The following is a 12460-nucleotide window of genomic DNA, read 5'->3' as shown; positions in this document are numbered from 1 at the left end:
ATGGCACGTATCGGCATGGTAAACTATATTAACACCGCCCCCATTTATGAAGTCTGGAAAGAGCAGACGCTTCCTGCTGACTGGCAGGTCATTGAAGGGCAGCCCAGTCTCTTGAACAGGCTGCTGGCCGCCGATCAGATCGACATGGGATTTGTCTCATCCTATGCCTATGCCGCGGCACCGGAACGATACAGGATTCTCAGCGACCTTTCCATCAGCGCCACCGGACCGGTGGGCAGCGTGTTTCTCTTTTCCATCCTGCAGCCCGAAGCCATGGACAATTGCTCGGTTCTGCTCACCCGGCAATCGGATACCTCCGTGTACCTGGTCAAAATTATCCTGGAAGAATTTTTCCGGGTCCGACCACGCTACACCGTTGGCGATGTGTATGGCAGCGAAGAAATGACCACGGGGATCAGCGCTGTCCTGGCCATTGGGGACGATGCCCTGCGGTTGCGCACTCATGGGCGGTATCCGGTGCAATTGGACCTGGGTGAAATATGGCATCAGGCCACTGGTCTGCCCTTTGTTTTTTCCGTGTGTGCGGTTCAGGAAACGTTTCTCGCCCGGGAACCGGACACCGCCCGGGCCATCCGGCAGATGCTCATCGAATGCCGTCGGCAGGGCACTCTGCGCATGGCCGAGATCTGCGATCGGGTGGCGCGGCGCATCCCCATGGATTGTGAGGCATGTTCACAGTATCTGCGCGGTATCGAACATGACCTCTCGCCGGTGAAGATCCTTGCCCTGGAGCGTTTTTTTCAGTATCTCGTCGACAGAGGGGAAGCTCCTGCCGAGGTGTTGCCTCTGAAATTTTTCGATTAATGTATTTTATAACTTTTTCAGTCTGAACTCGCAGAAATTTCATGGAAAACAGTAAAGAGGGCGATGCAAAAAAACACTTTGTCAAAGAAAAGTTTTCTGCCATCAGTGGTCGGTATGATCTGCTCAATTCGCTGCTCTCCCTGCAGATTGACCGCTACTGGCGATGGCGGACAACTCGCTTGCTTCGTCGGTTTCCCGATGGCTGGGTGCTTGATCTCTGCGCCGGTACCTTGCCCCTGTCGCTGGAATTGACCCGGCAGGCGGTCAACCGCCGGGTCCTGGCCGTTGACTTCTGTGAGGACATGCTGCGGGCCGGGGCTGGAAGACTGCCGGCGGACAACCGACGGGACCGCATTTACCCTGTCTGCGGCGATGGGGAAGTCATTCCGGCGCCCAGCGCTTCGTTCTGGGGTTGCACCGTGGCCTTTGGCGTGCGCAACCTGTCCAGGACCGAGGTGGGACTGCGGGAAATGCACCGCATTCTCCGCCCCACGGGGAAACTGCTTATTCTCGAGTTTTCCAGGCCGACCAATCCGCTTGTCCGGCCGTTGTATAATCTCTATCTGAACCGGATTCTGCCGGCCATCGCCGGCCGCATATCCGGCGACAAGGAAGCCTACGAATATCTGGCCTCATCCATTGCCGCTTTTTATGAACCGGAAGAATTGCTGCGCATGATGCGCGCGGCCGGTTTTGCCGATGCAATTCGGATCCCCTTGACGTTTGGTATTGTATCTATCTATATGGGGACCAAACAATGACCTTGACGCTCATGGATCCAAGAATAACCGAGAAAAAAACATGACACCTTGTCGACGCATCCTCCTGGGTATCACCGGTGCCACTGGTATGCTCTATGTTCCACCCTTGCTGCGCTTACTGGCCGCCGGCAATATCGAGGTACACGGCATCCTCTCCGAGGCGGGCAGCAAGGTGCTGCGCTTTGAACTTGGTCTGGAGCAGCACCAGGTGGAGCATGTCGCCCAATGGTTTGCCCATGATGATTTCACCGCACCCCCGGCTTCGGGTTCCGCTCCCTACGACGCCATGGTGGTCCTGCCCTGTACCATGGGTAGTCTGGCGGCGATTGCCGCCGGATTCAGCGGCAATCTCATTCACCGCTGCGCTGATGTCACTTTGAAGGAGCGCCGGCCGTTGCTTCTGGCTGTCCGGGAGACGCCATTGAATCGAACGCATCTGCAGAACATGCTGGCCGTGCACGATGCCGGAGCCATCGTCTGTCCGCCAATGCCTTCCTTTTATAACCGCCCGGCAAACCTGGAGGAAATTGCGCGGACATTCGCCGCCCGCATCTGCGATCTCCTGGGGATTATCGTGGCCGACACCGAAATCAAACGCTGGCAGGGAGTCTGATCATGTGGCGGAAAATTTCAACCCTCCTTGAAATGATCAAGTTCAAGCACACGGTCTTTGCCATGCCCTTTGCCCTGATGGGGGCTTTTCTCGCCGGTGGGGGAGTGCCCGGCTTGAGTGTGTTTTTCTGGGTGGTGCTGGCCATGGTGGGCGCCCGGACCAGCGCCATGGGATTTAACCGGATTGTCGATCGCCGCTTTGATGCCGCCAATCCGCGCACCGCTGACCGGGCCCTGCCTGCCGGAACAGTGACCCTGGTCGAATCCTGGTTGATGGTGGTGCTGGCGGCGGCGCTGTTCTTTTTTGCCTGTTATATGCTCAATCCGCTGGCCTTGGCGCTGGCTCCGTTGGCCCTGGGACTGACGCTTTTTTATTCCCTGACTAAACGCTTCACCTGGCTCTGTCATGTTGTGCTCGGCGTGGCCCTGGCCTTTTCTCCGCTGGGGGGGTGGGTGGCCGTGGCCGCAACTCTGGAGGGCTATCCCTGGGTCCTGTCTCTGGGCGTGCTCTTCTGGGTCGCCGGGTTTGATTGCATCTATGCCTGTCTGGATGCTGATTTCGACCGTCAGGCCGGCCTCTATTCAATGCCGGCCATCTTCGGCCGAAAAAACGGTTTCCGCATTGCGGTGGCCTTTCACATCCTGGCTTTTCTCCTGTTCACCCTGACCGGGATCCTATCGGGGCTGAATGCCTGGTATTATCTTGGCATCGGTATCACCGCACTGGCTCTTGTCTACCAGCATCTCATCGTTGCCCCTCAGGATCTGTCCCGTATCCGTCAATCTTTTTTTTCCATGAACGGCCTGATCGCTCTGGCCCTTTTTTTTGCGACCTGGCTCGCCCTGGCAACGGCATCCTGATATGAAACATGTCTTTCTTCAACTGTTCCTGCTCGTTCTGTTCCTGTTTCCTGCAACCGTTTCTGCCGCAACTTCGCCGGCTGAACCGGTGCGGGAAATCAAACCTTCCCTGGTGGACCCGGAAGTGCTTGCCATCATTTTCTCTGGGTATGAATACCTCCATTACAGTGTCAGCTGGAGTGGCGGGGTCAAAATCGGGGATATTTACCTGGTCATTCATCCCGAATCCGAAGAGGAGGGGGCCTATCGAATCTCGGCCAAAGTGAAGGATTACGGTCCACTGCGCCTGATCTACCCGGTAGATGACACCTTCGACTGCTTTGTGCGCGGACCGATGAAACTGCCGTATCTCTACAAGGTTCATCAAAGGGAAGGACGCGGCGGCAGGGAGATCAGGCGGACAACCTGGTTTGACCAGGAACTTGGCCAGGTCCGCTATCAGAGAAATGAAAATAAACCGGAATTGTTTGAAGTCGAGGGCCCGGTCTACAATGAATTTGCCGCCTTCATCATTACCAGGGCGCTCACTTTCAGGGAAGGGGAAGCAATGATTGTCCCCACCTTTGCCGACAGAAAAAGCCACGAGGTCCTGGTCAATAAACTGGGGACAGAAACCCGATCAACGCTGTTTGGAGAGGTGCAAACGCTGAGGATCGAACCACGGTTACAGTTCCGGGGCTTATACGACAAGAGCGGTGCGACTGTGCTCTGGCTCACCGATGATGCCTGTCGGGTACCGGTGAGCATCCAATCCCGCATCGTGATCGGTTCGTTAACAGCGGATCTGGTTGACTACAGCAACGCCGCCTGTACGATACTCTCCCCGGAACCGGCACCGTGAGCACCGGTTCCAGGGGCATCGTCTTGCATCCGTGACGGCTGGATTCCTGTCCACCTTCATTGCCCGTACCCGTCTGATCCGGTGTCCTAGAATCGAACGGTCAAGAACAACGAAGCGGATGCACCGACGAACGTATCCAGTTTGGTGAGCTCACTACCATAAAGCGATGTGCTCAGCCGATCCTGACCTCGATTTTTTTGGGCTGAGCCGGCACGGCTTTGGGAAGACAGACCTTGAGGACACCATTGGCCAAGGTCGCTTCGATCTTGTCCTGATCAATGGTTTCCGTCACTGTAAAACGCCGCAGATAGTCACCGATTTCGTACTCTTCGAGAATGAGGCGTCCTACAGGCTTGCCGGCGGTCGAACGTCGACCCTGGATGGTAAGTATATTTTTTTCAAGGGAAAGTTCAACCCCATCGGGGCCCACCCCCGGTATATCGGCTACCACGGTCACTTCCTGCTCCGTTTCGAATATATCCACGTGCGGTGCAAAATACAGTTGGTTTTTGGTGGCTTCGCCGTCAGGGGTCGCGGTTTTTTTCTCCTGGAATTTCATCTCCTGTTCACTCATGATATCTGCTCCTATTCAGCAGTGACTTTGATCTGACGGGGGGTGACTGCCGAAGCTTTCAAGAGAGTGACAGTCAGGATGCCGTTGGTCAGTTTTGCGGCGATGGTCTCCGTATCCACTTTGACCGGCAGGGTGACAGCTCTGCTGAAACTGCCGTATTGGATTTCGCGACGATGATACGAGGCACCGGTTTCACTGTCTCCGCCTGATCGCTGACCTTGAATGGTCAGTGTTTCTCCTTCGATGGACAAATCCAGATCCGTGGTTTTGACTCCGGGGAGTTCGGCGGTGATGAGCAGTCGATCGGGCTCTTCATAGATGTTGAGCGCTGGAAATACATTGGCCGGACCCGGGGTCTTGCCTTTTTCGACATAGGTCTTGGACAGTTCGTCAAGACCTTGACGTATCCGCTCGAATTCGGCCCAGGGGTTTCTGAAAGTCGGACGATCCGAAAACCGTATGAATGCCATTCTGCACCTCTTCATGTTTTTTTTGGGGGGACCGTACCTTTTCCGTTTTGGTTCCGGGGAATATGGCAAGGTTTGCTGCTCAGGCCCTGAATCACGCTGACGGATTCAGGGAAAAAATACTATTGTTTTAAGCATATAGTAAGGTGCCGCTCTTGCTTGTCAAGGAGGTCTGTTCGTGGTTGGGACGTTTGCTTCTTGCATCTTCCTGGGTCCGTGACGGCTGGAGCTGGTTCTGGATGCATCTTGCTGTAATCACATTCTAATTACAGCAGAATTCTTGATAACAACCTTCATCAGTCGCCTTTCGGGGCATCCGTCCGCACGCCATCATTGCTGTACAGCAAACAGCATGATGATGTATACTGCTTTTTTCAACCATAATGCAGCAGGGAGTAAAAAAATGAGTGATGCAGTGCTCACCACCAATTGTCCGCAACTGAAGTTAATCCACCGCGGTAAGGTCAGGGATATGTATGAGATCCCCGGACATGAAAACACCTTGCTAATGGTGGCCACCGATCGAATATCCGCCTTTGATGTGGTCATGGCCGAGCCTGTTGCCGGCAAAGGCAAGGTGCTGACCCGGATTTCGCTTTTCTGGTTCGGTCTGCTCGGCGATATTGTTCCCAATCACCTGATCAGCGCCGATGTGAACGATTTTCCAGAAATCTGTCACCCGTATCGTTCGCAATTGGAGGGGCGCTCCATGTGGGTCAAGCGAACCAGGGTTGTGCCGATCGAATGCATTGTCCGTGGCTATCTGTCCGGATCCTTCTGGAGTGCTTATAAAAAAGACACCACCGTGTGCGGTTTCCAACTGACGCAAGGGATGCGGGAGTCCGATCGCTTCCCGGAACCCCTTTTCACGCCCTCCACCAAAGCGGAGCAGGGGGCGCATGATGAGAACATTTCCGTCGAGCGGATGCGGGAACTGGTCGGCAGAGAACTGGCTGACCGGATGGCGGCCATCAGCATTGAACTGTATCAGCGGGCCGCGGACTATGCTCGCTCCAAGGGGATCATCATTGCTGACACCAAGTTTGAAATGGGACTTGATGGCGACCAACTCCTGCTGGTGGACGAGGTGCTCACCCCGGATTCATCTCGGTTCTGGCCTCTTGATCAGTACACCCCCGGTACAGGTCAGCCGAGCTTTGATAAGCAATTCCTCCGTGATTATCTTGCCTCGCTCGACTGGAACAAGCAGCCGCCTCCGCCCCCATTGCCGGCGGATATCCTTGCCAAAACAAAAATGCGGTACGAAGAGGCCGAACAGAAACTGATTCGTTAACCCTGTTCTCGATCCTGATACATCAAACAGTTCCGAGACCGTTGATCAGTTTTGAGGTCGGCAGGGTGGAACAGGCGATACGGTGCCGCGTGAGCAAACTCTTGTATCTTTAAGTTCTTAGGCCGGTAGGGTGGGCACAGCATTATCGTGCCCACGCTGTCACAGCAAGTGGTCGGAGGCAGGACGGGCGATAATCTCAACCATAACCCCGTTGCAGAGGACTTGATCGCCGGCTCTCAGTTTCTTTCGTTTTCTTGTTTCAACCAGACCGTTGACCTGGACCAGTCCCTGGCCGATGAGATATCCCGCCTCACCGCCACTGGCTGCAAGATTTTCCCGTTTCAGCAGTTTGTCCAGTTCAATATAGTCGGTGTTCAGGACAACGATGGTGCTGTCGCTGTATTCTTGTGTATGCATGGGTATCGGTTCTGTTTGTGTCTTGCTTGCAACCATGGTGGCCAGGCGCGGGAGAGGAAGTTCATTTTCCTGCCCTGCATCCGTGACGGCTGGACGCTTGTTTGTGTTTTATTCTGCTGTAATCATGTTAAAATTTTAGCTGAACCCTTGATAATAACTTTCACCCGCCGCCCTTCGGGGTTTCCGTTCGTACGGTTTGCTTGACAGGGACCTCAATTTGCATAATCTATTCCCTACTATTTTTTGACAAGATTTTTTTCAACCGGCCACCTGGTGCAGGAAACGATGGCATAATCCGGTGCCTGACAACTTTTTTATCAGATTCCTGCATCCGTGGCGGCAGGAAACTTGTTTCGGATATATTTTGCTGTATTATGATTATACATGCGGCGGCTTTTCTAGTTCTGTACCGTCACCCGCCGCCCTGTGGAGCATCCATTCGCACACCACCTTATTGTCCGTACCCGTTGGACAAAGCGTACTTGAATCGAACGGTGACGAACAACAAAACTGACGGACGAACGCTTACCAATCCAGGAGATTCTCAAACGATGGGGCAAGGAGAGAACCTATGCTAACAGCATTGTGGATGCAATGTGGTGCCTGTGGTGGTGACACCATGAGTCTGCTTGGCATGGAATCTCCTCATCTGCCGGCACTTTTGGACGAACTGCAGGTGGAACTGCTCTGGCACCCTTCATTGAGCAACGGTTCACCTGCTTATTACCAGAATCTGATCAGCGATTTGCGCCGAGGCCGACGGCCTCTCGATCTTCTCTTGGTTGAAGGTTTTGTCAGCACCGGCCCCGAGGGTTCAGGCGCTTTTGACACCTTCAAAGGAGAGGCAAAAGCGGACATCCTGACAGAATTGGCAGCCCGAGCGGGCGTAGTCCTTGCTGTCGGCACCTGCGCCAGCTTTGGCGGTATCGGCAAACTGAGCGAAATCGACGCCGTGGGTCTGCAGTTTCATCATCAGCAACCTGGTGGTCTGCTTGGTCGGCAATTCCGTTCAACCCGGGGATGGCCGGTCATTAATATTCCCGGTTGTCCGGTCCACCCGACGGTGCTCAAGGACGTTTTGTATGCGGCCTGCGAAGAAACCGCACCACCCCTCAACGCTTTTCAAGCCCCGGAGGACTGGTTCGGGGTCCTGGTGCATCAAGGCTGTACCCGCAACGAATATCACGAATATCGGGTTGAAGATGACGATTTCGGCGGGCCTGGTTGCATGTTTTTTCACCTGGGTTGTCGTGGTCCCTTAACGTATTCACCCTGCAATAAGATCCTCTGGAATAATCGCAATTCAAAAACCAATGCCGGGACCCCTTGTTTCGGCTGCACTCATCCTGACTTCCCCCAGGAGCATCCTTTTTTCCATACCCCCAGCATCATAGACATTCCCCTGGAATTACCCGATGGTGTGGATCGGGCCCATTATCTGGCCTACAAGGGCATGGCTGCCGCTGCCGCACCGGAACGACTGGTGAAACGCACCTCAAAGGTCTGACCATGGCGCAAACCATCAGTATGCCATTGAACCGGGTTGAAGGTGACCTTGAAGTCAAGGTGACCGTGCACAAGGGTATCGTCACCGAGGCCCAGGTGATCGGCACCATGTTCCGGGGCGTGGAAACCATGCTGACCGGTCGAGGTGCCCTGGACGGACTGGTTATCACCCCAAGGGTCTGTGGAATCTGCAGCATCAGCCATTTACTGGCAGCCGCCATGGCCCTCGAAAATATGGCCGGTTCCTCGGTAAGTGTGAACAGTCGCCTGGTTCGCAACCTCGCCTTGAGCACGGAAAAATTGCAGAGTGATCTCCGCCACCTGTTTCTTATGTTTACCGCTGATCTGGCCAAGAAAAAATACCAGGACCAGGCCCTATATCCCGAGGCTGCGCAGCGGTATCAGCCCTACCGGGGCAGCGCTGTGGTCGCCACCATTCTTGCTACCAGAAAACTCCCGCAAATTATAGCAATTCTCGGCGGCCAATGGCCCCATTCCGCTTTTATTGTTCCGGGAGGCGTCACGTCCAGGCCCACCCAGGCGGATCTACGCCAGTGCGGAATGCTTTTGGGTGAATTCCGTCGCTGGTATGAACAGAGCATACTTGGTTGTTCCATTGAAGAGGTCATGGCCATAGGCACCTGTGACCAGTTCAATGACTGGCTGGAAAAAAAAGAGGCCCATTACAACAGTGAACTGGGTTTTTTCCTCCGCTGCGGACGGGCCTTCGGGCTTGATTCCCTAGGTGCCGGTCCTGATGCCTATTTGACGGCGCCGGATCGAATCAGGTATCAGAAGCCGGAGACAGCAGGAGGTGGTTTTCTACAAGACGGAGTGCTTACGCCTTTTGATCAACAGGCCATCATTGAACAGGTCAAGCATGCCAGGTATCACGAAAGGATCTGTACCGGTCATCCGCTGGTTGCGGAAACCCATCCGGTCGAGCAACCGGCTGACAGCAAGTATTCCTGGTGCAAGGCACCGCGATATGCCGGTAGCCCGGCGGAGACAGGGCCACTGGCCGAAGCATTGATCGAGGGGGACTCCTTGTGCACCGATCTAGTCGCCAGTCAAGGCGCTTCCGCTCTCACCAGGGAACTGGCCCGCCTGTTGCGTCCGGCGCGGATACTGCTGAACATGGAAAAATGGCTGGAAAGAATCGATACCAGCAAGACCTTTTATCGTCCGACGGCCTTGCCTGATGACGGCACAGGGGTTGGCCTGATCCAGGCACCGCGGGGAATGCTGGGCCATTGGGTGCAACTTTCCGGTGGGTATATCGATCATTACCAGATCATCACCCCCACGACCTGGAATGCTTCTCCCCGTGACGACCGGGATGTTCCCGGACCAATCGAACAGGCACTGCTCGGCACCCCGGTGGAGAATCCTGAAGATCCGGTGGAGGTAGGTCATGTGGTGCGCAGCTTCGACCCGTGCATGGTCTGCTCGGTCCATGCTGTCTCAAAAAATGGTTTGTCTTTAGGGAGGCTGCGTATCGGGACATGAAAAAAGGAAGAATCATCTGCGTGGGCAACCGACTGCTTTCCGCCGATGCCGTGGGTATGCTGGTGTTTGATGAGCTGCGTTCCCGGTCTCTGAACAAGGACATCGATCTGGTTGAGGGTGGCCTCGGCGGGCTGGATCTGCTCCCCTGGTTCGAGGGCTGCAGCCGGATCGCTCTGGTTGACCGGGTTGTCGGTTTCTGTCCGCCGGATACGGTCCTGCGACTGGAGCTGGCTGATATGCTCACCTTTTGCCGACAGGGCTATTCCCATTCCGGTGGATTGCTTTATCTGCTCAACTCCCTGCCGAATCTTGGCCTTGATCCAATGCCGGTGGTCTGTCTTATCGGTATTGAAGGAGCAGGGTCGCCCCAGACAGTGCGAAAGGCTGCGGAGCTGGCTTTGGATTTTGTCTTGAATACGTGACAACTGGGATCATGTCCGGGTTTTATTTTGCCGGACTCAGGTTATAATATTGCAGCGGAATCCTCGATAATTACCTTCACCCGCCGCCTTTCGGGACGTACGGAAGAACGTTCACGATTCCAGGTTTGTGTATGCATAAATATGACCAATACGACCCTAACAGCAGACCTTTTCTCCGCCTCACCCGGGAAGAACTGCGCGAGGCCTACAGATTTCTTTATCAGGAGGTGCTGGTTTCCCGGGAGGCTGCAACCATCACAGCCCAACTGGTGGTGGAGCAGATAGCCAAGGTTGAGGAGGTGAACAAGAGCCTTGAACGGGCCAATGAAGAACTGAAAAAACTGACCAACCTGGACGGATTGACCGGCATAGCCAACCGCCGTTATCACGAAGACACGATCAATCGCGAATGGCGTCGCTGCCAACGGACTAACAGTTCTCTGGCAGCCATCATGATTGATATCGATCACTTCAAACTGTACAACGACCATTACGGTCACCTGGCCGGCGATCAATGTCTGCAGCAGGTGGCCAGGGAGTTGCGGCGAGGGGCCCGGCGTGTTTCCGATTCCGTAGCCAGGTACGGGGGCGAGGAGTTTGTCTGCCTCATGCCGGATTGCAGCATCGAGGCCGCCATCAACGTGGCAAAACTGATCCGCCAGCGAATCAGAAAACTGCGGATCCCGCACGCCACTTCAAAAATCGATACGATTCTAACCGTCAGTCAAGGTGTGGCGGCCATGGTGCCCTCTCGGGACACAGTGCCATCCGAACTCATTCAGCGGGCTGACCAGGCTCTCTATCAGGCGAAACTGCAGGGCAGGGACCGGGTGGTTGTCTATGATGAAAGCATGGCCGATTCAGCCCCCAAGGTGCACCATGCTGCCGGGACAGATTCCAATAATGCGTGGGAATAAAAATACTCAATGGTCACCGGGCCCAGGCACGGAAAACTGCATTTTCCGGGACCTGGAGGAGCATGTTGAACCGCGCAGCTACACCCCCTGGATAGACTGTACAACATCTTCCGCTGACTTTTCATTCGCCTGGATCCGGTCAAGGCCCTGCATTAATCTCGATCTGTTTCACTTCACCTGCCGGCAGTGCTTTGCGGGGCATGGTCACGGTAAGCACGCCGTTTTTGAAATCAGCCTTGATGTTCTCCTGGTCCACATCTTCCGGGAGTGAGAGCACACGCTGAAAAGCACCGTACTGCCGTTCAATTCGGTAATAATCTTTTTCTTTTTCTTCTTTTTCCTGCTTTTTTTCACCTTGAATGGTCATGGTGCCGCCGCTGACATCCACAGAGATATCTTTTTCACTGACTCCAGCAATTTCCACAGTCAAGACATATTCCTGTGCGGGCGCACTCAGATCCACCTGGGGCTTGAAGAGAACAGATTGGGTCAGAGAAGAAAAAGGCGAGGTGCTGTCCGCGCCCGACGAAGCAAAACCCCGGAAAAAATGATTGAACAGTTGATCAATGTCCCGATGAAGTCGTACCATTGGTTGGTACTGATGCTCGGGAAGATGTGCTTTCTCTCTGTCCCCGTGCTTGACCGGGACTGCATGGGACATTTCCTCTTCTTTTTTAAACCAGTTCCATGGGGCCAGTTTTTTCAGTTCCATATTCTCTCCTCCTGGAAAAGCCCGGCGGCTTTGGGATCAGCCGCCGGAGTAGGAAATATTCCACTGGTTTGACATACAGCTGACAGCACCAGGATCAAACGGTGGTGATCTCAATCTGCCTGGGCTTGGCCGCTTCTGACTTGGGGAGATGAAGCCGGAGGACACCATCTTTGAGTTCTGCGTGTACCTTGCCGATATCGATGCTCTGCGGCACGGAAAAGGTCCGACGGTATTCGATGTCGGTGAATTCTCTCCAGGTCGAGGCACCGATCTGCTGCACGCGGCGGAAACCCGAGAGGGTCATTTTGCCGTTATCAATATTGATGGCGATGTCATCCTTGAGAACCCCCGGCATATCAGCATGCAGGAGTATTTCATGTTCGTTTTCATAAATATCCACCGCAGGCGCGGCAACCGGCAGGCGATGGACGAGTTCTCCTGTTCCCTCATTTCTGGTGGTTAGTTCCGTGTTCTCGTTCATGGTTTCCTCCTTTAACTGATATCCGCTGTATCCTCTATCCAACCCTCTGGGTCTCTTTAACTGATACTGATCTGCCTGGGTTTAGCAGCTTCGGATTTAGGCATGGTCATTTTGAGCAGACCATCCTTCATGGTTCTGTCATCTACCCACAAATAATCCTGGACAACAGCGATTAAGCATGGCAAGGTGTTTCTGCCATGCAGAGCATCCTCGAACGTTTCGACGCATTATCTCTTCAGTTCATTGACGAGGCCATCGCCT

The 12460-nt window shown here is 54.4% G+C and carries 15 protein-coding genes; 10 read left to right on the top strand and 5 right to left on the bottom strand.

What is annotated here, in order from left to right; all coding sequences use genetic code 11:
- The 5 genes from JWG43_RS15160 to JWG43_RS15140 are packed head-to-tail and all read left to right on the top strand — an operon-like array spanning position 1 to position 3900.
- Complete coding sequence (locus JWG43_RS15160) at positions 1-825, top strand: menaquinone biosynthetic enzyme MqnA/MqnD family protein (RefSeq protein ID WP_205243791.1); 825 nt, start codon at positions 1-3, stop codon at positions 823-825.
- 41 nt (positions 826-866) lie between these two features.
- Positions 867-1586, top strand: a complete 720-nt coding sequence (locus JWG43_RS15155) for a ubiquinone/menaquinone biosynthesis methyltransferase (protein ID WP_205243790.1) — start codon at positions 867-869, stop codon at positions 1584-1586.
- A 40-nt stretch (positions 1587-1626) separates the two neighbouring features.
- The gene (locus JWG43_RS15150; RefSeq protein WP_205243789.1) at positions 1627-2199 is read left to right on the top strand and encodes a UbiX family flavin prenyltransferase; all 573 of its coding nucleotides are present in this window, start codon (positions 1627-1629) and stop codon (positions 2197-2199) included.
- A 2-nt stretch (positions 2200-2201) separates the two neighbouring features.
- Positions 2202-3059: a UbiA-like polyprenyltransferase gene (locus JWG43_RS15145; RefSeq protein WP_205243788.1), complete on the top strand. Its 858-nt coding sequence runs from the start codon at positions 2202-2204 to the stop codon at positions 3057-3059.
- 1 nt (position 3060) lies between these two features.
- Entirely contained in the window at positions 3061-3900 is an 840-nt protein-coding gene (locus tag JWG43_RS15140; protein ID WP_205243787.1) for a DUF3108 domain-containing protein, read from the top strand.
- Positions 3901-4072: 172 nt separating this feature from the next.
- Here JWG43_RS15140 and JWG43_RS15135 read toward each other — a convergent pair whose 3' ends face one another.
- Together JWG43_RS15135 and JWG43_RS15130 are read right to left on the bottom strand one after the other, a co-directional pair.
- The gene (locus JWG43_RS15135; RefSeq protein WP_205243786.1) at positions 4073-4474 is read right to left on the bottom strand and encodes an Hsp20/alpha crystallin family protein; all 402 of its coding nucleotides are present in this window, start codon (positions 4472-4474) and stop codon (positions 4073-4075) included.
- Positions 4475-4485: 11 nt separating this feature from the next.
- A complete protein-coding gene (locus tag JWG43_RS15130) occupies positions 4486-4944 on the bottom strand; it encodes an Hsp20/alpha crystallin family protein (protein ID WP_205243785.1) in 459 nt (152 codons plus the stop codon).
- A gap of 400 nt (positions 4945-5344) precedes the next feature.
- Between JWG43_RS15130 and JWG43_RS15125 the strand changes: the two genes are divergently transcribed.
- Complete coding sequence (locus JWG43_RS15125) at positions 5345-6235, top strand: phosphoribosylaminoimidazolesuccinocarboxamide synthase (RefSeq protein WP_205243804.1); 891 nt, start codon at positions 5345-5347, stop codon at positions 6233-6235.
- A gap of 159 nt (positions 6236-6394) precedes the next feature.
- Here the strand turns inward: JWG43_RS15125 and JWG43_RS15120 are convergent, their stop codons facing one another.
- Entirely contained in the window at positions 6395-6652 is a 258-nt protein-coding gene (locus JWG43_RS15120) for an RNA-binding S4 domain-containing protein (protein WP_205243784.1), read from the bottom strand.
- 571 nt (positions 6653-7223) lie between these two features.
- On the opposite strand from JWG43_RS15120, the gene JWG43_RS15115 reads away from it, so the two are divergent.
- The 4 genes from JWG43_RS15115 (at position 7224) to JWG43_RS15100 (ending at position 11006) form a co-directional block, all read left to right on the top strand.
- A complete protein-coding gene (locus JWG43_RS15115) occupies positions 7224-8159 on the top strand; it encodes an NADH-quinone oxidoreductase subunit B family protein (RefSeq protein WP_205243783.1) in 936 nt (311 codons plus the stop codon).
- A 2-nt stretch (positions 8160-8161) separates the two neighbouring features.
- Positions 8162-9667, top strand: a complete 1506-nt coding sequence (locus tag JWG43_RS15110) for a nickel-dependent hydrogenase large subunit (RefSeq protein WP_205243782.1) — start codon at positions 8162-8164, stop codon at positions 9665-9667.
- Positions 9664-10089 carry a hydrogenase maturation protease gene (locus tag JWG43_RS15105; protein ID WP_205243781.1) on the top strand — a complete coding sequence of 142 codons (426 nt, stop codon included), beginning with the start codon at positions 9664-9666 and terminating at the stop codon, positions 10087-10089. The genes JWG43_RS15110 and JWG43_RS15105 overlap by 4 nt, the downstream gene beginning before the upstream one ends.
- Positions 10090-10220: 131 nt before the next feature.
- Positions 10221-11006 (top strand): diguanylate cyclase, encoded by a 786-nt coding sequence (locus tag JWG43_RS15100; RefSeq protein WP_205243780.1) that lies wholly within the window; start codon positions 10221-10223, stop codon positions 11004-11006.
- Positions 11007-11145: 139 nt separating this feature from the next.
- Here the strand turns inward: JWG43_RS15100 and JWG43_RS15095 are convergent, their stop codons facing one another.
- Positions 11146-11718, bottom strand: a complete 573-nt coding sequence (locus JWG43_RS15095; protein WP_205243779.1) for an Hsp20/alpha crystallin family protein — start codon at positions 11716-11718, stop codon at positions 11146-11148.
- 94 nt (positions 11719-11812) lie between these two features.
- Positions 11813-12199, bottom strand: a complete 387-nt coding sequence (locus tag JWG43_RS15090; protein WP_205243778.1) for an Hsp20/alpha crystallin family protein — start codon at positions 12197-12199, stop codon at positions 11813-11815.
- Positions 12200-12460 lie beyond the last annotated feature (261 nt).

The sequence above is a fragment of the Desulfobulbus alkaliphilus genome, from assembly GCF_016918545.1.
GTDB classification, from domain to species: Bacteria; Desulfobacterota; Desulfobulbia; order Desulfobulbales; family Desulfobulbaceae; genus Desulfobulbus; species Desulfobulbus alkaliphilus.
This window is presented reverse-complemented; position numbering and strand designations above follow the sequence as displayed.